This window comes from Gimesia algae, assembly GCF_007746795.1.
In the GTDB taxonomy this organism is placed as follows: Bacteria; Planctomycetota; Planctomycetia; order Planctomycetales; family Planctomycetaceae; genus Gimesia; species Gimesia algae.
The window spans coordinates 4723902-4746671 of sequence record NZ_CP036343.1 but is presented as its reverse complement, the minus strand read 5'-3'; the positions used below and the strand labels follow the sequence as shown (position 1 = coordinate 4746671).

The window sequence follows — 22770 nt, the reverse complement described above, 5'->3', positions numbered from 1 at the left end:
TTCTATTTCTATTATACCTGTTCTCAGCAAACATCAACAGTTGCCATTTAAAAAGAATACAGCAGGATGACAGCCGCCACTGACACTCAGTCGATCAGAACCAGAGCATCATGAAGCTCATTCTGGTCGTCGGTGGCCCGGGGGAGTGGAGTTGAAGCCTGGTTACCGATTTCCAGGATCGTTTCGCAGAGTGTGGCTGTTGGGTTTCCGGAATGCAGTCCGGTTGTGAGTTTCTGGCAGATCTGATCAAGGAACGGTTGCCCGAGTTTGTCAATCACCGACTGGTCAGCCAGTGCGACCGCGATGTGCTCGAACAGGGAGATATAGATCAGAATCCCCGTGCCCCCCTCTGTATGGTGGATGCGCTTATCAAAAAAGATTTCCCGGGCACGCGCCGCGACTTCATCCTGCATCTGTAGCCGGGGAGTGAAGAGTCGTCTGAGCCAGCCAATCCGACTACCGGCGATTGCACCCAGAATGAAGGCGATTGCAAGTAGGATCGCAGCCAGAAACAGCTCAACGATCACCGGCATGCCCCCCCAGTCTCCTGCCTGACCACCGTTACGAGGGAAGAAATACCAGAGGCAGAGGGCAGACACAATCGTCAACCAGAGTCCCACGACATCTTCCGGTCGATCGTAGCGTCCTGAGGAGGTCGCGATGACAGGCACGATTTCACAGGATGTCTGTTTTTCAGCTGCGACAACAGACTGTTCCACCTGCTGCTGTTGTTCTTCGTTTAAATAATTGAATGCGCTTAGCATAAATAATAGTCTTTTCGTAAGACGGAAATGCGAAGGAGAAAGAACTTCGAGATTACCAGGAGCCGGAAGCACCGCCACCACCTGAAAAACCACCACCGAAGGAACCGCCGCCGAATCCCCCGCCTCCCCCACGGTTATTGAGCATTTGGTATAGAATCGTGCCGATGACTGCAAATACGACTCCCCAGAACAGCCAGGCCCAGCCACTGGAACCACGGCGGATGAGAGAGACAACGGTGAAAATGACCAGCCCCACGGCGACAGCCATGATGACATAGGTCCAGGGAGAAACCGGTTTGGTGGGTAGTTCCAGCTTTCGCGCCATTTTATCGAGCGCTTCTACGCCAGCGAGAATCCCCTGGTCAAACTGTCCCTGTTTGAAATGCGGTATGATGTAATCATCCATGATCTGGCGGCATTGTTCGTCTTCACGACGTCCCCAGCCTGCTCCCAGTTCGATGCGGGCCTTGCGATCATTTTTGGAAACGAGCAGTAGAATCCCGGTATTCCAGTCCTGATCTCCCAGCTTGGCATGTCCAATCTGCCATTGGTTAAACAGGATCGTGGCGAAGGTCTCAATCCGCATGTCCGCACCGCCATACTGGGCCATCGAATCGATCGTAACCACAATAATAGGAGTTGCTTTGTCGGTGAGCAGCTTATCACAGAGCTCTTTGATCTTTTTTGTCGTTGGCTCATCGAGCATGCCGGCAAGATCACGAACAAATTCCCGATCTCCGGGCGGTTCCAAAGTCAATTCCAGCGCATGGGCTGAGGACAGCCGACTGAAACTGATCAGGATGAGAAACAGGCAGACAACGGCTGATTTGCTGTTAAAGTGATATTTCACATTATCTCGCTTGAAGTATAGAGCGGCCAGAAGATATGCATCTAGAGCGCATCACATTTAACTGTAGCGTCTCTCAATATAATATACTCAGGCAATCAGCCCTGGAGACGCTACAGTAAAACTGGATACAGTCTAAGGACCAGTCTATGAATCTGAGCGAATAATTTCAATTCCACTTAAAGCTGCAGGTGTCTGGCGAGCTGAATCATTTTGCGGGACCAGCTCGAGCTGTAAATTTTCTTTAACGGGGACCCCTTTGAATTTGAGTGTCTGGGTGGACTTTGCTGTTTGCGGGTTAAAATCTTTCTGAACCACCTGCCCCTGCAGTTTGATCTCATACAGCGGTGGTTCCTGCTGGTTGGTTAAAGAGACCGGTTCCAGTCCGGAGAAAGAGAGTTCCACAGTGTAGTTGGCTGGTGCATCGCTTTTCCCCAGCAGAGGGATGGTGCATTCCTTCAGCCCTTTGGCCCAGGAAGTATAGACCCAGCCCGGCTCGGCATTTTTGACAGGATGAGTGATTTCATTCAGGCTGTCGTAGCCTCCCCCTTCGCTGAATTTGGGTTGAATATCAAATTTGAAGTCGAGTCCGGTTTCCCGACTTGGTTTTGGTCGGGGATAAGCCATCCAGACCGTACCATGCGCATCGCGGCGATCACCGGGGGCTCCCATGTTTAACGCCATATGCTGGACGGGAGTTTTGGGGCCGACAGAACTGAAGATGGTCCAATGGGTCCGTTCTTCACGTGGCTCAAGCACAATTGTAGAAGAGATCGAAAACAGGCAGACGCAGCCTGCAGAGGATTCAGGAATCATCACCAGACCATTCGCAGGAATGGCATTGATCCAGCAGCCGGTACGATGGCCGGCGAAATGTCGGGTACCAGCGTCTTTTTCCAGGTCGTAGAAGCCTGTGTAGCCGGAACGGAACATCAACAGGTTTTCCGATGCGGAAAGCATGCCGCAATGATGTCCTTCCCGCATGATGCTCCAGGGGACTTCCTGTCCGGTCAAAGGATGCTTTCGCGTGTGTTGAACGCCGGTATAAAGATCGTATGACCAGGGCTCAGCAATGATTTTATCTCCCACGACGATGGGGCGGTGACGATAGTTGGCATCTTTTTTCCAGAGCAGGGCGCCATCACCGGCATTAAGAGCCACCAGTCGCCGACGGGAAAAGTCACCGGCAATAAACTGTTTCCAGTAATGACCGTTCGCGTTGGCTCCACAGAGTAGCAGGACATTGTTCTGGTACAACAGTGTCAGTTTTCCACCGCCGATGCCAATCTCACTGCAGTCCGTAACATCGACAGGTTTCGACCAGAGTTTCTTGCCGGTTTTGATATCGAGTGCGACAGCCAGCCGCAGGTCCTGAATTTTGAGCCGATCCTCAGCGATTTCACGTTCTTTTCCGGTCAATTTTTCCAGATGTGATTTGTCCTGACGTAAAATCTCGGCGCGTTGCTCACTGGTGATGGAACTGTCGATGAAGTAAGCCGCTTCCGGGCCGATGGCAATCGTGTGATGGGCGATGTTTTTACCCTGATAGCTCCAGGCTGGTTTTCCGGTTTTGACATCGATGGCAAACAGCGCATCGGTGGAATCTTCCGTTCTCCGACCTCGACGAACCTGTCGGGCTTCGAGTTCTTTGCGTGTGGTGGCGGTTCCGAAAATCATTCCATTCTGATACGCGAGATAACCCCATTCGTGTTTGCCGTCATTGAGTTTTTCAGGCAGAGGGATTTTGGCGACTGTTTTTCCGGTAGCCGCGTCCAGTTGATAGCAGCTTTCTTTCATCATAAAGAACAGACTGTCATCGCTGGCGACCAGGTTACCCGGATTCTGGTTCTGAAATACGCCGGTACGAATTGCCTGCGGATTTTCCCGTTCCCAGAGAAACAGACCATTATAGGCGTCAAATGCCATAATGGTGCTTTCACCCTGTATGAACAGACGGCCGTTGATCGCAAGTGGACCGACTGCACCTTCATGGCGGTTGACCATCTTTTTTTCACCCGGATCGCCAAACCAGAGGACACCCAGTCCTCCGCGAACCAGTTGATCTTTACTGCTGGCGGTATTTCCCGGGTCACCATACTGATGCGACCAGCTGCCTGCCCCGGGTAAGGCACCCCGAACCAGTGTGGCGTAACCTTGTAAATCGTTGATTTTTGAAGTTTCGGAGAGTCCAGTTTGTTTCAACCAGTCTATCAGTTGAGTGTTACTGGTCTTTTCTGCCTGTGAATTTGCAGGAATGCCCAGGCAGATGGTTCCCCCCAGCGGTTTGACATGTGTGGCGATATCTTTGGGGATCCCCGGGATCTGACCTGTTTTGAGTAGTGTATCTGAGACGATCAGGTTTGCAAAGTAGCGTGAATAGGGGAGAGGAGAGAGTTCGGTCTGGTGTACGGCCACGCGATGACCATAATAACCGGCCTGAGCGAGTTTCTGCCGAGCCTGCTCCACTTTTGCTGGATCTGGTTCAATGCAATAGATTTTCAGATTACTGTTACGAGCCAGTTCATAGGCGAGTCGGCCTTCTTCGCTCCCCAGAACCAGACAGAATCCATCTTTAATATTGGTGTGTGCTAAAATATCTTTGGCTGCCTGCTGATACACGGGAGTCATTTCATCTGCGGGGTAGGGTGAAGCCGCTGTCAGGGGATTGATCTGAGTTGCAGGTTGATCAGATTTTGAACTTCCGTAACCGATGATTTCACCAGCCGAGGTGCTGACGACCAGTTGACCATCGGAAACCGCCAGCCCGCGTGCATGTCCTTTGACTTTTAATGTTTCCAGAAGCTTTCCCGTGGCTTCATCAAGTATCAATACCTGATCTTCACCACCCACAATGACTTTATCGCCAGCAACAATCAGAGAATCACGGGCGGGGGCAGCAATTTCCCAGAGGACTCCCGCTTTAACGAACGTTTTATTTTCTTCCTGCAGAGCTTTGATTTCAGCCCGTGCCTCTTCTGCTTTTTTCCCTTTCAGACTGCGGAGTTTTCTAAGCAGCCCGTTAATGGTCATGTCATTTTTGTGAGCCTTCTGCGATCCCACAGCATGCTCACCACGGTTGACTTTCCGGATGGAAGATCCCGTGGCCAGGTAAGCGGACTCTCCCTGGACGGCCATTTGCTGACCGGTGATCCAGGCAAAACCGACGTCACCTTTAGATTGTGTTAACGCCAGAATATGGTGTGCTCCCATAGAATAGATCTGTCCATCCGCGAGCAGGGCCTGGGTTCCCCCCACGACTCCGCCGGCAGTGCTTCTCCAGCTGTAAGAGCGTTTGTGTTCTTCTTCGCCGGTTTTCTTGTTGAAAGCAGCTGGCAATGAACGCCCTGAAGGGAAAAACAGAAACTCGTCATTGGCCAGAATGTATCCCTGGGGAGAGAGCTCATTGCGGCCAGCTGAGGTCTGGCTGAGGTTATCAATTTTCCAGATCACTTTTCCGGTTTTCGCATCGACGGCGTACAGGTAGATATTTTCGTGTGGAAAGATGCCTGCACCAAAGTAGGCGATCCCGTCATCGATCAGAACATTCGTTCTGACAGGCCAGCGCGAGACCATTTCCCCGCGGGCAATAATCATTTCTTCGTTCAGCCCGGCTCGAAGCTTCCAGACTTCTTTTCCCGTTTTTGCGTCCAGACAGTAAACGAATCCATCGTCGGAACCGAAATAGACGTGGGATTGATTGATCGTGGGCGAGAGCCGAATCGGCCCACCAGTGAAATAGGACCAGAGTAATTTACCCGATTTCAAATCGACACAACGCATCAGGTGGTCAACGGAAGACCCGAAATAAGCACGCCCGTCGGCAATCGCGACATGGAGCGCATCGTCAAAATCGACGCGTGCTTCCAGATCCTTTCCTTCCATGACACGCTCGCCCGGATCGGTCTGACCTGTCTTCGGCGGGCTGGGAGCGACATACTTCCAGGCCGGAGCCAGTGGAAGGGAAATCGAGTCTGTTGTGGCTCCCGCTCGTTCGCGGTCTGCGAGATACGTGTTCCAGTCTTTCGCATTGATCTGCTGGGAGAACAGTGTACTGATAATGGTGAGACAGAAAAACAGAAGGGCAGGTGAGGCGAGGCGATGTTTCACTTCAAGATCCTTGAATGGTTGGCAGTGATCGAACTTACCGTGTGGGTAAACGGGTCAAAATCTCAAGTCAACATATAGATGTCTGTTTATGCTATCGAGTATAGCCTGTTTGGTCAGGGAATCGCAAGTAGTTGCAGAAAACAGAGTCATGGAATTGCAATGTTTCGGTCTGGGCTCTATTTTGGGGATCATTGTTAGCATCATAAGAGGGTTCTGTGAAACTTTGATGACCGGCAGAATTCCGTTAATAATACGGGGCGGCATGCAGAGCCCGTGAACATAGAATGCGCCCGGAACGCAACCAGATTTGAGCCAGTTCGAGTAAAACAAAGGATATCAGGATGAAGACAAGAGTATTTCTTTCACTGGCAGCATTATCTCTTTTAACAGGATGTCCCAGTACAAGTACTCCTCCTGCTGACCCTGAGAAAGCCGCTACTTCAGCGAAAACTGAGCAGTCTCCTGCGACTGACAAACAACGGGCTGCAGCCGAGCCAGACTCACCAGAAGCAGTGAAGGTATTCAAGGACCTGGATGCCAAACTGGGCATGTCCAAGGATGGTCGTGTTTTAATTCTGGACTTGAAGGGTACCAATGCGAAGGATGAGGATCTCAGGCATCTGTCAGGTCTGCCTTCACTGGAACGGTTGATTCTCTGGGGGCCTCAATTCACAGACGTTGCCACAGAGGAGATTGGCAAAAAAAATAAACTGTGGTTTCTGAGTCTGGAAAGTACTGCGGTGGGGGATGAGGGGGTCAAGAATCTGTCGAACTTGAAAGATCTTCAGGTGCTCTCACTCCGTGCCACCAACATTACTAATGACGCTTTGAAAGTGGTCGCAGAATTCCCGGAGCTCAAAGATCTGGATCTGCGTTTTAATAAAGAGATCAATGATGAGGGGATGCCTCATATCAAGGGAATGAAGAACCTGAAAGTGCTCAAGGTTCAGGCGACTCAGGTGACGGATGAGGGAATGAAGGACATCGCTGCACTTCCAAATCTACAGCGTTTGAATACCTGGGGCAGAAATATTTCCGATAAGACTCTGGAATTACTGAAAGATAAAAATCTGGTTTCACTGGAACTGGATGATACGGAAATAACAGATGAAGGGATGAAGTATCTGAAAGATATGACAAACATGGAAGCCCTGCATCTGCGGCGGGATTTTGTCGGCAATCCCGGCGTTGAAAATATCCAGAACATGAAAAAACTCCAGACACTTCATCTGCGGGATACCGTGGTGACTGATGAAGGCATGAAGTATCTGTCCGGATTGACCGATCTGACTTACCTGGATCTGGATGAATCAATGATTGGCGATCAAGGGCTGGAACAAATAAAGGACTTGAAGAAACTGACCCGGCTTGGCTTATGGGGGACAGAAACCACGGATGAAGGCTTGAAGGTCATTTCCGGTTTCACCGAATTGAATCGCCTGAATCTGGAAGGGACTCCGATTACTGATGAAGGACTGGAGCAGTTATTGCCCCTGAAGAAACTGGAATATCTGAATTTGAGTAAAACGGATATTACAGATGAAGGTTTACAGAAACTGGCTGCCTTAAAGAATCTGAAAGAACTCCAGTTAAGTTTTTCTCAGGTGACCGATGACGGAGTCACACAATTCGAAGCTGCCGTTCCCGGATGTAAAGTAAAGCGATAAAGGCTGGTAATTACTGATGAATCAGGATGCAAAAATACGCTCGCAACGAGCGGTCCGCCAGTTGCTGGAAAGCTGGCAGCGGTCGGGGGTGACGCATTTGAGGCAGATGGAACCTGTTCCTCAGATGTCTGCAGATGCCACGTCCAGCGTGGAAGCACCTCAGGAAATTCCTATGCAAACTGTCGCACCTACTGTCCCGTTACCCCCGCAACCAATAGTACCATCACCTCAAACTAGCAAAACTCCAGAGGAGCCGACTGTCGAGTCGGATCAAACTCGAAAGGAAATGAGTGTGCCTCGAACGACCAAATCGAAATTGAATAAAGGTGATCGCCAGGCTGAACTGGATATCCTCGCTACTAAAGTATCCAAGTGCACCAGATGTCCGGAACTGGCCGAGACACGGACTCAAACAGTGTTTGGCGTAGGAAATCCCCGGGCAAAAATCATGTTCATCGGGGAAGCGCCGGGAGCGGATGAGGATAAGCAGGGGGAACCGTTTGTAGGTCGAGCAGGGAAGCTGCTGGATAAAATCATCGAAGCATGTCAGCTGAAACGCAGCGATATTTATATCGCGAATATCCTGCGGTGTCGTCCGCCGGGAAATCGAAACCCTTCGGATCTTGAAGCATCCAACTGTCGTGGTTTTCTGGACGCACAGATTGAAATTGTGGACCCGGATTATATTGTCTGCTGGGGTTCTGTGGCGGCCAAGAATTTATTGCACTCAGATCTTCCCATCGGCAAAATGCGGGGAGACTTCTACGAATATGGGCGTGCTAAAGTAGTGTGTACTTATCACCCATCTTACTTGCTGCGAAATCCTTCAGCGAAGAAGAATGTCTGGGAAGATATGATCTATCTGTTCGCCGACATGGGGATCGATTTGAAAACCCAGGACTGATTAATCTGCGGACCGTTATTTGTCGGAACTGGAGTTTAACTGCAGTCGATTGACAGGTGTGCTGTAGGGAGGCAAATGCGGCGGATTGATCGTCGATGAGGCGGAGTGAATCACCTCCTTCTCAGAGGTATCCTGTTCTGCTGTCTGCTCAGGATCTTCTATCGCATCGAGTGTCAGCATCACACGAAACAGGTCACGACAACTTAACTTTCCTACCAGCAGGCCTTGTTCGGTGACAGCCATACAGCTGTTTCGCCGATCTCGAAACAGAGGAGCAAGCTGGAGTGCATCATCTTCTGGCGAGAGCGATTCAATCTGGACATACATCAGAGAATCGATAGGTGCTTCGAGGTGATAATGTGTCAGGCGGTATTTGAGAAGATCATACTCGGGAACCACTCCTACCAGCCGTCGTTGCTGGTCTATCACATAAATCTCTGAAGCTTCTGCCTGAACCATCTGTTCCGCAGCTGTCTGAAGTGTTGTTCCCAGACATACACTAACCGGATTAACGGTCATCAAATCGCGAACTCGTACCCGCATCGTGACTCCCCTGATCAACTTTCGTTTTGTTCAAAGAGAACAATAACGAATCACTAAAGAGACGGATGAACCACTTTTATCTAACATTAAGATAAAAGAACTGGCCCGCTGGAGAACTCAACTTTGGATCAGGTAAAAACGTAATCCATTCTTAAGTCTCTAGTGAGAGAATAAGTTGCCCGCAGACAACATGATGCCTTTTTTCAACAGAAACTAATAAAAATGTGAGTATTCTAATCGCAGAGATACAGGTCATACAGATTGTAACGGTTGCATTTTCTCTACTGCTACTACGTTTATTTTGCAGTCGAAGCAGCAATAGAATCTGCGGGAATCTTCCAGAAACGAAGAATATCTTCGGCGACCATCGCGACCACCTTCGGGCCTGTCGTCGCTTCAATGTGACCCAGGGCATGATGAGTCAGCTTGGTATTCCACAGCTCTGCCAGCGCCGCGATTCGGAATGAAGGAACAAACCGATCGTAGTCGGCTACGTGCAGATGTATGGCGGAACCGGGCAGTCGCGGTTTCCAGAGAGGGATTCTCAGTGGCTGACAAATTTGTTCGAGTTGCTGTTCACTCAAGTCCGACTCGCGAACGCCGCGACGGATGGCATTGACTACCGTACCCCCTTCATCAAGAATATGAAACAGGTCGACCGGAGGCGTGATTGCCATCACGAACTGGAGTTGTTCCATCAAGAGAGAAGCCGTCAAAGTCATCCAGGCGCCATGGCTGATGCCCATCAGGCCGACCTGATGTCCCTGTGATTGCAGGTGCAGAATCAGACTCCAGAGATCAAGGATGCCCTGTCGAGCCACGGACAGTTGATGATCCAGGTTGCCGCCGGCAATCAACTGGCCAGGACGGTATCCCGGTGGGGTCCTTCTATAGTTGAAGGGGCTGTCCAGCATAACAACATCAATTCCATGCGGAGTGAGCCTCTGGGCGAGACTGTTAAAACTGCGAACACCCAGTTGAACAATGCCGTCAATCGCAACCACTGTGCAACGGGAACCGGAATTGATGGCAGTTGGGGAGGCCGTTGATTTCCAGTGACGTCCTTTCACAAGATCGTTCTGGGGGAAACCGGTCTGGATCGAACTGACAAACTCAAAATCGTTGACTTCAGCCTCTGGAAAGATTGTTTGAGAGGCGGGATGAAGTTGAGATTGATATTCTAATCGTGCCGGTTCAGGAACCGGGGAAAAAAAAGATGACAGCTCACCACTCAGTAGATTAGGTGAGCCTTTTTCAGCATCTGATATGATCAGGGGTTGCTTTTTATAATAGAAAAACCAGTGCAGCAGATAAAAGCCTGTGATTTCATCCAGACAGGTCGACCAGAGTTTACGTATCATGGACATGACTTAACCTGTTGAACCTGTACTATTCCGGTTTCTGTTTCAGCGCATCCTGAATTGCGGTTTCAATATCTTCTTGTGTAAATAGTTTATCCGGGTCAGCGAAGGAAAACTTTTTGATCAGCTTGCCGGTTCGATCATAAATCCTGTAATGAGGCAGTGCTCCGCCATCAACGCCAAAGGTATCTATAGGATCCTGATCGTCGGCAGCAGTCGCGAGTATATTTGTAAATTGTGCGTCTTCTTTTTCCAGAAACTTGAGGACTGCCTTTTGAGTGGCTTCATCCGACTCATCCATCGAGACGGATATCACGCTGAGACCCTGATCAGCATATTTCTGACTCCATTCGACAGTGTGATGAAAATTTTTGACGCAGGGAACACACCACGTGGCCCAGAAATCGACCAGAACGACTTTTCCCTGTTGTTTAGCCAGAATTTCCTGAAATCCTTCCGCATCGCTTAAGGTCAGGGTGATTTCAACCGTTTTTTCAGGCTTGATCTCAGCAGATGTGTTTTCCGGCGGTGCCTCAGGCTGTGCTTCAGGTTTGGAAGTTTCTGTGGGCTCATTCGAAGAACAACTCCAGCAGATCAATCCGAGGATCAGTGCGCTGAGTGTATGAGAACCGGTTCTGGTGATATGATGATATCTGGACTGGCTGTCTGACATGATTCGTCCCTGAAATTCTGAAGGATTGTTGATTGACCTCAGTGAATTTTAAACAAAAACCAGAGATGAACATAGTGTGAAGCCTGTGAACTTCTGTAAGATTATTTCATTACGTTTTCCACATTTCAAACGAAAGCAGGCATTCCTGATGGGCAGCCTAAAAAAAATGATACTGATCCGGATATTTATCTTGGGGCTGGTATGCACCGGTGTCGGGAATTTCAGCCGCGCCAAAACTCCATCAATCGCTTTTAAAATTGATCGTCTGGAAGACACCATGTTGCAGGAAGTGGCAGAGGGTGACTTTCGGATCATGGTGGCAGGCGAACCCCTGGATCGGTTAACGGGCGCTGAGTTTACCGCGCTCCGCGAACAGGAACTGAAACTGCAAAACCAGAAACCCGGGGATGCGGAATCGGAGCGCAAACTGAATGCTTTGCTGATTGCGATGGCACGTATCGCAGATGAGCCTACACTGATTTACCTGCATGAACTGTTTGAATCTTATCCGGAGCGGAGAAATGATATCGCAGAGGCGATCAGCTGGTATGCGGAAGAAAACAAGCGACGGGACGCCGACTGGCGGATTCTGGTACGATCGTTGAATATCATTGAGGGAGATCAGGCGAAAACAGTCATGCGTGCGCTGACACGTTTTCGTCGTCGTTCTAATAAAGCACAATGGATCCGGCAGGTCATTCTGGTCGGTCTGGAACAGGATGCCGAGGGGCAAGAGATTGCTGACAGTCTGTTGACACATTGGACTGGTCAGAAATTCAAATTGGAAATTGACTCAGCACACCCGCTCATGCAGCAGTGGCAGGACTGGTTTGTATCAAAATATCCAGACGAACTTTCCGCAGTTCTTCCGATCGAATCTGCCGACAGTCGCTGGAAGTACAAGGAACTGCTGGCAGAATTGCAGCAGCAGAAAAAATCGACGCTCGATTTAAAGCTCGGAGCACAGGCGTTTGTAAAAGCGACCTGTATCAAATGCCATCGTTTTGGGGAGCAGGGGGAAAAGGTCGGTCCTGATTTGACCTATGTCAGTCGTCGATTTCAGCAGAAAGAAGTTCTGCATGCGACCTTGTTTCCTTCCCATTTCGTTTCGGAAGAATATCCGACATTTACCATTGTGACTGACGCTGGGAAGAGCTTTACTGGAATGATGGGGGCAGCGGGACCAGATGAGATTATGCTGTTGACGGAAGCCGGTAAGCGGCAGTTGATCAAAAAACAGGAAGTCGATGAAATCATAGCTTCTAAAAAATCTGCGATGCCGGATGGCTTGCTGAATCTGGTGACAAAGGCAGAAGCGATTCAATTAATCAGATATCTGGGGACATTACCCGAAGGGGCTTCAGACAAATATCGTCACAAACTCCCTTAGGCAATCGATCGCATTACATGACAGGCGCGAATAATCGACACAGATTTTGTAACAAGATCGTGGATTTGCTCCGTTTGTCCCAGTCTGTGTGTGTGATCTTGATCGCGTTCAGAAAATCCTGTTCGATGGATTCTCTCAGTCGCTGCGCAAATTTACGATCGTAAAGGGCCAGGCCGACTTCAAAGTTCAGGATTAAACTCCGGAAATCAAAGTTGGGGGTGCCGACCAGCGACCAACTGTCGTCAATCGTCAGAGTTTTCGAATGCAGAATCCCTTTGGTATATTCAAAGATCTCTACATCGGCATCCAGCAGTGAGTCATAGTAAGAGCGTCCTGCGTGTACCGTTGCCGGATTGGCTGACTTACTCGAAAGCAGGAGTCTGACATGCACTCCCCGCCGCGCTGCCGACTCCAGCGCCGTTGTCAAAGATTCGGGGGGAACAAAATAGGATGTGGTGAGCACGATACTGTTTCGCGCTTCGTTGATGGCTGCAAACATCAGTGTTAAAAAGACGTCGGCATTTTTTTCTGGCCCTGAAAGCAGGGTCTGGGCGGTGACCGTTCCCGTCGGGTCCGGGTGTGGATAATATTTCTGCTGAGTTAATGCTTCGCCGGTGGCAAAAAACCAGTCTTCAGCGAACACCTGTTGAAGTTGTAATGTTTCCGGTCCTTCAATCTTAAGATGGGTATCCCTCCAGAATCCCAGGTCCTGATTTAAACCCAGATATTCATCGCCGATATTCATTCCGCCTGTGAACGCCATTTTCCCATCGACAATGACAATTTTACGGTGGTTTCTCAGGTTGATCGACCAGCGCTCGCGAATGGAAGCACCAGGCAGGAACGGGGCTATCTGAATGCCCGCTTCCCGCATTGGTTTAAAAAAATGTTTACCTAGTCCAAACGATCCCAGGCCATCATACAGAAAACGGACTTCCACTCCTGCGCGGGCTTTTTCAATCAGCAGATCGCGGAGTAGTGTCCCGGACTGATCGGGCTGCCAGATATAATATTCCAGGTGTAACGATTGCTCGGCATTCAAAATCGCCTGTTTGATCAAGCCCAGAGTACGATTTGTATCGGTTAACAGCTCCACATGATTACCAAACGTGGGAACAGTATGACCGATATTTTGAGCCAGTCGCATCAGATTCTGGTTTAGTGGCAGATAGTCTTCACTGGAGAGCAGTTGATTCTGGACGATCTGAGGAAGTTTAGGGGCGAGAGACTGATTGGCTTTCTCTTTGGAGAGAGACCGTCTTTGCACTCGATTAATCCCGAAGAACAGGTATGTGATTCCCCCCAGTCCTGGCAGAAGAATAATCGTTAAAATCCACGAGACCGTAGAAATCGGGTGACGGTTCTTTTTTAAAAGGATGCTGGGGATTAAAGCCAGGGTAATCAGGTAGCCACTGAGCGTTAAAGCAGCTGTAATCCAATCCATTAAACTTTCTCTTCGGCGCTTTAGAGCAGAATGCTGGGTAAGTCGGCTGCGGTTGAAGTCGGATTATGGAGTAATCTGCCTGTTTCTCATACCTCGTTCCCGTGCAGTTCGTTTAAAATTATGAGAATTCCGGGAACCGAACGCAAATTCATTTCGTCAAACAGACGTAACGTATTATGATCCCGTCTGATATTCAAAAATGACTCCCATCTAAATATACAGGTTTCACTATGTTTTTGCTCAAAACTTTTCGCAGCATTTCTGCCACGTTCTTTTTACTCTTGTTGACGACTTTGGGAGTTTACCTTTTTGCAGATGAGAAAAGTATGACTGAATCGCGTTCCCTGGCTCAAACCTATCAAAAACAAGGAAATTATCGTGATGCCTGGGAAATCTATCAGAAACTGGCGATACAGCCGGGTAATTCTGAAACGGGAGTCGTTCATGATTTACAGAATGGAACTGAGTGCCTGCAACATTTAAACAGGATTAATGATCTGGATCAATTCCGCGAAGCAGTCCTGAAAGTGCATGCTGATCAACCGCTGGTGTTATGGAAGCTCGCCGAGAATTATATTCAGGGCCCGCATTATGGGTATATCATTGATGGCGAGTTCACTCGAGGTCATCAGAGAGGCGGGGGACGCTATATCAATGCCCATGAGCAGGACCGGTTGACTGCCTTGAAATTGATGAATCAGGCCATTGAACAAATTAAAAACAAGAATAATTCTGAACTGGCTTCCAATATATTCTTCAATGCTGCTGAATTCTATCTGTCGGGACGTGAGGGGCGGGATGCCTGGAAACTGCAGATTCTGACAGACCTGAATGAAATTCCCGATTTCGCGAGTGTAGGCTCTGGGCCAGGCAGCTTCTTTCGCGGAGGTCCGAGCGGAGGCCCCGAGGGAGCCCCCGTGGATGATGCCGGAGATCCTGTCTATTACCGGGTTCCCACTTCATTTGAGACTGCGAAAAATGATGGGGAGCGCTGGCGGTGGATGCTCGACCAATCCATGAAACAAAAGCCAGAGCGAAAAGCAGAGGTGATTCTACAGGTTGCTGATTTTAATCGCAGCCAGTTTGGCGTACAGACGCTGCAAAACTATATGCCTTATTTCTTCCGCCCGAGAAATGATCAGGATCCTCAGGACGAAGAGCAGGTGAATCCTTACTCGCTGGAGAGCCTCAAGGAAACTGAAACGTTAACCCGTCTGGCGACGGGGATTCAGCGGATCAACCTGCCTGAGGATCTGAATTATATTCGCCTGTATCAGCAGGTAGTAGATCTGGGGAAAAGCAGTTCGGGCGAAAATGCATTGGGGCAGTTAACCGGCATTTTCGAGAATCGTCGACAATATCCCCAGGCGGCAAAGTACATCCAGCAGAGTATTCAGGAATACGGTGACCCCCATCAGAATAAACGGCAGCATTTGAATCAGATTGTGGGGAACTGGGGGCAATTCGACCCGAATCCAACGCAGGTCGCCGGGCAGGGGGCTCAGGTCGATTATCGGTTTCGCAATGGACAGCATGTGGAGTTTGAAGCCTATCAGATCCACGTTGAAAAACTGTTGACGGATGTCAAAAACTATCTCAAATCGCATCCTCAAAAACTGGACTGGAATCAGACCAATATTTCGAATCTGGGTTATCGCCTGGTTCACGAACAACAGAACAAATATCGGGGGGCTCTGGTCTCACGCTGGGGGCTGGATCTGAAGCCTTTATCCGGTCATCGCGATCAGCATGTTACGGTGACAACTCCACTGCAAAATGCAGGCGCGTATCTGCTGGTTGCCAAAATGCAGAATGGAAATACCAGTCGCATTGTTGTCTGGCTGGATGATACCGCCATCATTCATAAAAGAATGTCGGACAAGACGTATTATTACGTAGCCGATGCGCGAACCGGTAAACCGGTGGCGGGTGCGAATCTGGAGTTCTTTGGCTATCGGCATATTCAGACCGGACGAAATCAGCAACAGACACAGACCGTTCAATTCGCAGAACGAACGGATGAAAACGGTCAGGCGTTCCCCGCTGAATCACAGTTAGAGAAAAACTATCAATGGATTACGATCGCCCGCACAGCCGAGGGGCGGTTTGCCTATACCGGTTTCGATCGTTTCTGGTACTCGCGTCATTCTGACCAGAGATTGAATGCGGTCAAAATTTACGGGATTACGGACCGTCCCGTGTATCGCCCCGATCAGAAAGTCGACTTTAAATTCTGGGTGCATAATGTGGGGTATGACCTGTCCAAAGCAGAGGACTCTGAATTTGCAAACCATAATGTGAACCTGAAATTGATCGGCAAAAATAACAAAACGGTTTTTGAGAAAACATTAAAGACAGACAAATATGGTGGCTGTCAGGGAAACTGGGAGATTCCAGCAGATGCAGATCTGGGGGTTTATTATTTACAAGTCACTGTTGACGCTCGCGGTCAGGCAGGTTCGAAGCGGAGACCAAAAATCTCTTCTCGCATTTCATTTCGCGTGGAAGAATATAAAAAACCGGAATTTGAAGTGCTGGTTGAGGCTCCGGAAGAGCCTGTTTCTTTAGGGGATGTCGTTACTGCTAAAATTAAAGCGAAGTATTATTTCGGCAGCCCGGTCGTCAATGGGCAGGTCAAATATAAAGTGACGCGTACTGCCTACGATCAACACTGGTATCCTGTGGACCGCTGGGACTGGTTGTATGGTTCCGGTTACTGGTGGTTTACCGGGGATTACACCTGGTATCCGGGCTGGGGCAAATGGGGATGTGTTGCGCCGGGACCCTGGTGGATTCATCGTCCTTCTCCACCTCCCGAAGTCGTGCTCTCCAACACTGTGGAAATCGGTTCCGACGGGGAAGTCGAAATCAAAATTGATACTGCCCTGGCGAAAGCAATCCACGGGGATCAGGATCATAAATACGAAATCACAGCGGAAGTGGTCGATGAATCGCGCAGAACGATTGTCGGACAGGGGTCGGTACTGGTCTCCCGAAAGCCCTTCAAAGTCTTCGCCTGGATGAATCGTGGTTACTATCAGGTGGGCGATACGATGACCGCTTCTTTTAAAGCCCAGACGCTGGATTCCAAACCAGTCAGTGGGAAAGGAAAAGTCGTTCTATACCGCATCTCGTATAACGATCACGGAGAACCAAAAGAGACTGCCGTTCAGGAGTGGGATCTGAATCCATCAGAAGAGGGCACGGCCAGTCAGAAAATGGCAGCGACTCAGGCAGGGCAGTACCGCGTTTCCTATACGGTGACTGACAAAAAAGGGAATCAGATCGAAGGGGGTAGCCTGTTTTCGATCCGTGGCGCAGGATTTGATGGTAAGGAGTACCGCTTTAACGATCTGGAACTCGTCGTCGAGAAAAAACATTACCAGCCAGGCGAAAAAGTACGACTGTTAATCAATACCAATCAACCAGGCAGTACGGTCCTCTTGTTTGTTCGACCGGTCAACGGAATATATTCCAAACCGGAAGTCCTTAAACTGGCAGGTAAGAGTACGGTTTATGAACTGGATGTCGCAAAGCACGATATGCCCAACTTCTTTGTCGAAGCGGTCACCGTTCATCAGGGATCCGTGCATACGGTTGCGAAAGAAATCGCGGTACCGCCAGAAAACCGGGTCGTAAATCTGGAAGTTGAACCTTCCGAAACCGAGTACAAGCCGGGCGAAGAAGCCACTGTCAAACTGAAAGTAACCGACGCGGATGGAAAACCCGTACCCGGCTCACTGGTAGTCAGCGTCTATGACAAGAGTGTGGAGTATATCAGCGGTGGTTCCAATGTGAGCGATATTAAATCGTTTTTCTGGAAGTGGAAACGCTCCCATCATCCAGCCACTGCTGACAGTCTGAGCCGGTATTTCCACAATCTGCTCCGCCCGCAGGAAGTAGGGATGCAGGTGATTGGTGCCTTTGGGAATCTCTCTCTGGAATCAGACTTGCGGTATCCTAATTATGCGGCAGTAGGAGGAGGCTTAGGTGGAGGCGCTATGCGAAAGTCCAGGGCCATGGACGGGATGGCAATGGAAGGATGCGCAATGCCGATGGCTGCGAAATCCATGATGGCGGACGCAGCAGCGCCTGCCGAGTCATCTGCAGTGGTTGAGCCTGTCGTGCGCCAGAACTTTGCTGACACTGCGTATTGGAATGCCGCCATCACGGCGGATGCCGAAGGCCGGGCAGAAGTCTCTTTCAAAATGCCCGAGAACCTGACCAGCTGGAAAATCCGCAGCTGGGTGATGGGGCAGGGAGCACGCGTCGGTGATGGAGAACAACTGGTTGTCACGCGAAAAAATCTGATTCTGCGATTGCAGGCACCGCGCTTCTTTACAGAGACCGATGAGGTCGTATTGAGTGCGAACGTGCATAATTATCTGAAGACATCCAAAGAGGTCAAAGTCGTACTGGAACTGGATGGAGATACCCTGGAGCCTGTAGACGATGTTACTCAGACAGTCACGATTGATGCCAACGGCGAACAACGGATTGACTGGCGTGTGAAAGCGGTTCGTCCCGGGTTTGCTGTGATTCGGATGAAAGCCTTAACCGATGAAGAGTCGGATGCGATGCAGATGACGTTCCCGGTTAAAGTACATGGTATTCTGAAGACCGAATCTTTTACCGGCATGATTCGCAGTCATACAGATCAGGCACAGATCAGTTTTCAGGTTCCCGATCAACGCAAAGCAGAGCTGAGTCGACTCGAACTCCGCTACTCACCTTCGCTGGCAGGAGCAATGGTTGACGCACTGCCGTACCTGGTCTATTCACCGCATAAGACAACCGACAGCACCCTGTATCGTTTTCTGCCGACGGTGATGACTCAGAATATTCTTAAACGAATGGGTTTAAACCTAAAAGAGATTGAGGAGAAACGAACCAACCTGAATGCACAGGAAATTGGCGACGATCAGAAACGGGCCGAACAGTGGAAACGCTATGATCAAAATCCGGTATTCAGTCAGTCGAAGGTGGAACAACTCGTCAAGCAGGGCATTGCTGATTTAACCAGTATGCAACTGTCAGATGGAGGCTGGGGCTGGTTTTCCGGCTGGCAGGAACGTTCTTCCCCCTACTTCACCGCACGTGTGGTTCAAGGACTGGCTCTGGCGAAACAGAATGACGTGGCGCTCGTCCCCGGCACTCTGGAACGGGGAATCGAATGGTTGAAAACCTATCAACAGAAAGAACTGCAGAAACTGCTGAATGCTGCGTCGAAGAAAAAACCGTATAAAACGACAGCTTCCAATTTGGATGCGTATGTCTTTCTTGTGCTGGTCAACCAGGGAGTTGCTGATCAGAAAATGTACGATTTCCTGTATCGGGATCGCACAAAACTCTCGGTTTATGCTCTGGGAATGTTAGGCCTGGCATCGCATGAGCTGAAAAATCAGGAACGTCTGGCGATGATCATGAGCAATATGGATCAGTTTCTGGTTCAGGATGCGGAAAACCAGACTGCTTATCTCAATCTGCCTCAGAGTAACTATTGGTGGCACTGGTACGGCAGCGAAGTCGAAGCCAACGCCTATTATTTGAAACTGCTTTCAAAAGTAGATCCTCAGAATCCCAAGGCGGCTCAACTCGTCAAGTATCTGTTGAACAATCGCAAACATGCAACTTACTGGAGTTCCGTCTCCGATACTGCGATTGCCATTGAAGCTTTAGCAGAATACTGGTCCGCCAGCGGCGAGAATCAGCCTGATCTGACGTTAGACATCTTTCTGGATGGTCAGAAACAGAAAACGGTTCAGATCAACGCTGAGAATCTGTTTACCTTCGATAATAAATTCGTGTTAGAAGGGGAAGCACTCACGTCAGGTGCCCATCGACTGGAAATTCGCAAGCAGGGGAACGGACCTCTGTACTATAACGCCTACGTGACGAACTTTACGAAAGAAGATTTCATCACGGCGACGGGCCTGGAAATTAAAGTGCAGCGGAAGTATTACCGGCTGATTCCGGAAGAAGCTGCCATTAAAACTTCTGGTTCGAAAGGTCAGGCCGTGGATCAACGCGTGGAAAAATACCGTCGAGAGGCAATTGATCATGAAACAGATCTGGCCAGCGGAGACCTGATCGAGGTGGAGTTGATTTTCGAAAGCAAAAATGATTACGAGTACCTGGTGTTCGAGGACTTCCGACCCGCGGGTCTGGAAGCAGTCGACCTGCGAAGTGGATATTCACGTAACGGACTGGGTGCCTATCAGGAGTTTCGTGATGACCGGGTAGTGAATTACCTGCGACAGTTACCTCGCGGAAAGCATAGCTTGAGTTATCGTCTGCGGGCCGAAATTCCCGGTCGTTTCAGTGGTCTGCCCACGCAGGGATACGGAATGTATGCTCCGGAACTGAAAACTAATTCCGATGAAATCAAACTGAAAATCAAGGATTAGTCCTTGGCACGATTATCAGACGGGTTCCCAGATACGGCGGTTCCAGCGACTGAGACGGTTCTGGGCGACGTCGAACAGATAGAGTGTTCGGTCTGGGAACAGGGACTGCAGTTGCGCTGGAGTATGCTGCTCAGGACGGTAACGGCCTGTCAGGACCGGCGTGTTTAATTGTGGATCATTGATGACATAATCGATGTGCCTGTCAGAGGGATCGTGGGCAATCAGGATCAACGCAGGCTGTCTGATTTGAGGATGGTGCTGAATCATCTGTTGAAACCGGAAATGTTTCAACTTCGAAAACGCCACATTGTTGATGACAATTTCCAGTTTGGAAACAGTCCATAACGGCGGGATCGCAGTTAGATTTGTGGCAACAGCGATTAATATCATGGCGGACCAGAGCCAGCTCATCAGTGGTCGTTCCAGATCACGCCAGATACGAAACAGGGTCTGCGTCACACGTGCGAAAATCAGTGCCCACAATGGTCCGGTTTCGAATACGTAATGCCAGTGCATGATACCATCGTACCAGTAAGGGATATGAACCACATGCAGAGAGACGATGGAAGCAAAAATGAGCCACCAGCGACTCCAGCGCCTGCATTCGGTGATCAGGAAGAGCAGTCCTGCCAATGCGAGTGGCACCAGACCCAGAGTCCACTGCAGGCTGGCCAGCAGACGGTTATGAACGTTCTGAGCGGCTAGAGCGGGTGTCAGGTTCTCAGCCCATTTATCATAGTTATCCAGTACTTTAGGGCCGAGTTGTTGTTCGCCGCGTACCACATTGTCGAAGCCATAGACGTGCCGTGGAGTGTAGATATCAGTGTAAAGCTGGTAAGGCATTTTCCAGCCACTGCCTGTGATTGATTGATTATATAAGAACAGTCCAATTAAACCGCAGGCCAGGGGCATCGCCAGCCCTGTGATCAGGGGGGCGATTGACTTCGCTGGCGTTGAGTTTGCCTGTGCATGCTTCTTTCCCACCAGGCACCAGCGAATGACTTCTACGCCCAGCCAGATACCAAAGGGGAGTGCAAAACCCGCTGCAGTCATGGGGCGACAGAGCATGCCAAAACTCAGACCTGTTCCAGCAAGTAACGCATCGCGGAACGAGCGGGTTCTCTGCATTCGTAAAAAGAAGTACAGAAAGACTGACAAGCCGACCAGGGTCGGATGGTGAGCTAACAGCAGGTTACTGAAGATGGCCATGCCAGGTGAGAGGGCGGCAATGAGGCCCGCCAGTAATCCGACGCCATTGCCGGCCAGTTCTCTTCCCGACCAGAATAGGAAAAACGTGATGAACGCGCCCGCCAGCCAGTAACCCCAGTAAGGATGTCCCCAGGCAACGAAGGGGGCCAGCCAGAGACCCGTACCCGGGAAATAACGACTCGCCATCTTGCCTTCGTTCAGAACATGGACCTGATCAAACAGCTCAGGGGCTGCCGCATGACCGGGAACCCAGGTTCGTCCTTCCAGGAAGGTTCTGGCCTGAAACAGATAGCTGTATTCATCATGATAAGCGGGAGGCAGGTCGCTGAGTGCCAGGTGGAGTTCCGGGTTGACGGTATGAGAGGCGGTCCAGAGACTCATTGCGAAGGAAGTCACAGCAACCAGCAGACTGAGCAGGATTGCAAACCAGTCAGTTTGTTCTGCATTCTGTTTACTGCAAACCCAACCTTGTGACAGTCGGGGACGCAAAACACGGGAGAAAAATCGAAAGTGAATCGAAGGGCGGATCCACCAGCAAAAGGGGCTAAGCAGCAACAGGAGAAAGTAAGGTGTCGTATCGATATTCACATACAGGAAAAAACGTGTGAGGAATGGCAGATCCGGATTGTCAGACTGAATCCTTTGCCACTCAAAATATCCCAGAAAACAGAACAGCAGGCTCACAACCAGAAAATGCATCAGAGGGATCCAGAACGAAGGGCCTGGCTGAATCTGCTCTTTCTCGGGAGGCAGTTGGGCTGATGTGGGCTGATGGGAATCCATTTGTGAGTGGTTTTCAGAAAGGTATGCTTCAGAAGTGTCTGGAAAAATTGTTCGATAGACTTTAGAAAAGTATAGCTTGCCAGTTCGTTAAAAAGAAAGGGCGTGATCCCATTCAGATCACGCCCTGCAGTTGTTTTGTTATTCAAACTCAGCGGTTTTATTTTTTCGCTGTTTTTTTACTGGAAGCTTCCGCAAGAATCTTGTCGAGAATTGATTTCTGCGAGGGTTCCAGAACCGTGACAATTTCCGCGTTCTTCTTTTTGTTTAATTCAGCCAGTTGTTTTTTCAGACTGTCAATTTCGGACTTGTAGTTGGCCTGAATCTTATAAATCTTATCGCGCTGGGTATCGGAGAGATTCAGTTTACCGTAATGATTGGGCAGGCGACCTTTGAACTTTTTCGCAGCCGGTTTGGTGTCTTTCGCTGTGGCTTCAGGTTTGTCTGATTCCTTCTTTTGAGCCAGCAGGGAATCTGCTGAGCAAACAGCTAAGGAGACAGTAGTAAACAAAACGACAAAAATTCGTAATACACTCTTTTCCAGCATGACATGCTCCTGTTGTTTCAATAAAGACACTGTTAAGAGGTACCTCTGTACCTTTACTGTGTATATTGTGAACAAGTGGTACTGCCGGGTTCAACTGTCTGGAAGTGTAAATTTGAAAATATGCAAT

The 22770-nt window shown here is 49.6% G+C and carries 13 protein-coding genes; 4 read left to right on the top strand and 9 right to left on the bottom strand.

The genetic code is table 11. The features are described 5' to 3' along the window. Nucleotides 1-86: 86 nt before the first annotated feature. From Pan161_RS17570 to Pan161_RS17560, 3 genes are all read right to left on the bottom strand, one after another. Nucleotides 87-764: a TPM domain-containing protein gene (locus tag Pan161_RS17570; RefSeq protein ID WP_145229272.1), complete on the bottom strand. Its 678-nt coding sequence runs from the start codon at nucleotides 762-764 to the stop codon at nucleotides 87-89. A 52-nt stretch (nucleotides 765-816) separates the two neighbouring features. Beyond that, nucleotides 817-1614, bottom strand: coding sequence for a TPM domain-containing protein (locus Pan161_RS17565; protein WP_145229270.1), 798 nt, complete (start codon nucleotides 1612-1614; stop codon nucleotides 817-819). A 144-nt stretch (nucleotides 1615-1758) separates the two neighbouring features. Continuing rightward, a complete protein-coding gene (locus Pan161_RS17560) occupies nucleotides 1759-5718 on the bottom strand; it encodes an outer membrane protein assembly factor BamB family protein (RefSeq protein WP_145229268.1) in 3960 nt (1319 codons plus the stop codon). 341 nt (nucleotides 5719-6059) lie between these two features. Between Pan161_RS17560 and Pan161_RS17555 the strand changes: the two genes are divergently transcribed. Both Pan161_RS17555 and Pan161_RS17550 read left to right on the top strand, forming a co-directional pair. Continuing rightward, the gene (locus tag Pan161_RS17555) at nucleotides 6060-7385 is read left to right on the top strand and encodes a leucine-rich repeat domain-containing protein (protein ID WP_145229266.1); all 1326 of its coding nucleotides are present in this window, start codon (nucleotides 6060-6062) and stop codon (nucleotides 7383-7385) included. Nucleotides 7386-7401: 16 nt separating this feature from the next. Continuing rightward, entirely contained in the window at nucleotides 7402-8289 is an 888-nt protein-coding gene (locus Pan161_RS17550; RefSeq protein ID WP_145229264.1) for a uracil-DNA glycosylase family protein, read from the top strand. A gap of 15 nt (nucleotides 8290-8304) precedes the next feature. Here the strand turns inward: Pan161_RS17550 and Pan161_RS17545 are convergent, their stop codons facing one another. The 3 genes from Pan161_RS17545 to Pan161_RS17535 all read right to left on the bottom strand — a co-directional run bounded on the left by Pan161_RS17545 (nucleotide 8305) and on the right by Pan161_RS17535 (nucleotide 10866). Further along, on the bottom strand, nucleotides 8305-8832 hold the full coding sequence (locus Pan161_RS17545; protein WP_145229261.1) for a CBS domain-containing protein: 528 nt from the start codon (nucleotides 8830-8832) through the stop codon (nucleotides 8305-8307). Nucleotides 8833-9128: 296 nt separating this feature from the next. Further along, entirely contained in the window at nucleotides 9129-10199 is a 1071-nt protein-coding gene (locus Pan161_RS17540) for an alpha/beta hydrolase (RefSeq protein WP_145229260.1), read from the bottom strand. A 22-nt stretch (nucleotides 10200-10221) separates the two neighbouring features. Further along, nucleotides 10222-10866 carry a TlpA disulfide reductase family protein gene (locus Pan161_RS17535; protein ID WP_145229258.1) on the bottom strand — a complete coding sequence of 215 codons (645 nt, stop codon included), beginning with the start codon at nucleotides 10864-10866 and terminating at the stop codon, nucleotides 10222-10224. A gap of 148 nt (nucleotides 10867-11014) precedes the next feature. Between Pan161_RS17535 and Pan161_RS17530 the strand changes: the two genes are divergently transcribed. Continuing rightward, nucleotides 11015-12256, top strand: coding sequence for a c-type cytochrome (locus Pan161_RS17530; protein WP_145229256.1), 1242 nt, complete (start codon nucleotides 11015-11017; stop codon nucleotides 12254-12256). Nucleotides 12257-12269: 13 nt separating this feature from the next. On the opposite strand, the gene cls is transcribed toward Pan161_RS17530, so the two are convergent. Beyond that, entirely contained in the window at nucleotides 12270-13700 is a 1431-nt protein-coding gene (gene cls / locus Pan161_RS17525; protein ID WP_145229254.1) for a cardiolipin synthase, read from the bottom strand. Nucleotides 13701-14026: 326 nt separating this feature from the next. Between cls and Pan161_RS17520 the strand changes: the two genes are divergently transcribed. Then, nucleotides 14027-20107, top strand: a complete 6081-nt coding sequence (locus Pan161_RS17520) for an alpha-2-macroglobulin (protein WP_232103289.1) — start codon at nucleotides 14027-14029, stop codon at nucleotides 20105-20107. A gap of 15 nt (nucleotides 20108-20122) precedes the next feature. Here the strand turns inward: Pan161_RS17520 and Pan161_RS17515 are convergent, their stop codons facing one another. Then, nucleotides 20123-22099, bottom strand: coding sequence for an ArnT family glycosyltransferase (locus Pan161_RS17515; protein WP_145229249.1), 1977 nt, complete (start codon nucleotides 22097-22099; stop codon nucleotides 20123-20125). A 157-nt stretch (nucleotides 22100-22256) separates the two neighbouring features. Further along, complete coding sequence (locus tag Pan161_RS17510; protein ID WP_145229247.1) at nucleotides 22257-22643, bottom strand: hypothetical protein; 387 nt, start codon at nucleotides 22641-22643, stop codon at nucleotides 22257-22259. Nucleotides 22644-22770 lie beyond the last annotated feature (127 nt).

Excerpts from the sequence above, each read along its gene's own strand:
- Pan161_RS17520 (WP_232103289.1), top strand. The coding sequence starts at position 14,027 with ATGACTGAATCGCGTTCCCTGGCTCAAACCTATCAAAAACAAGGAAAT.
- Pan161_RS17510 (WP_145229247.1), bottom strand. The coding sequence starts at position 22,643 with ATGCTGGAAAAGAGTGTATTACGAATTTTTGTCGTTTTGTTTACTACT.
- cls (WP_145229254.1), bottom strand. The coding sequence starts at position 13,700 with ATGGATTGGATTACAGCTGCTTTAACGCTCAGTGGCTACCTGATTACC.
- Pan161_RS17530 (WP_145229256.1), top strand. The coding sequence starts at position 11,015 with ATGGGCAGCCTAAAAAAAATGATACTGATCCGGATATTTATCTTGGGG.
- Pan161_RS17570 (WP_145229272.1), bottom strand. The coding sequence starts at position 764 with ATGCTAAGCGCATTCAATTATTTAAACGAAGAACAACAGCAGCAGGTG.
- Pan161_RS17540 (WP_145229260.1), bottom strand. The coding sequence starts at position 10,199 with ATGTCCATGATACGTAAACTCTGGTCGACCTGTCTGGATGAAATCACA.
- Pan161_RS17535 (WP_145229258.1), bottom strand. The coding sequence starts at position 10,866 with ATGTCAGACAGCCAGTCCAGATATCATCATATCACCAGAACCGGTTCT.
- Pan161_RS17545 (WP_145229261.1), bottom strand. The coding sequence starts at position 8,832 with ATGCGGGTACGAGTTCGCGATTTGATGACCGTTAATCCGGTTAGTGTA.
- Pan161_RS17515 (WP_145229249.1), bottom strand. The coding sequence starts at position 22,099 with ATGGATTCCCATCAGCCCACATCAGCCCAACTGCCTCCCGAGAAAGAG.
- Pan161_RS17555 (WP_145229266.1), top strand. The coding sequence starts at position 6,060 with ATGAAGACAAGAGTATTTCTTTCACTGGCAGCATTATCTCTTTTAACA.
- Pan161_RS17550 (WP_145229264.1), top strand. The coding sequence starts at position 7,402 with ATGAATCAGGATGCAAAAATACGCTCGCAACGAGCGGTCCGCCAGTTG.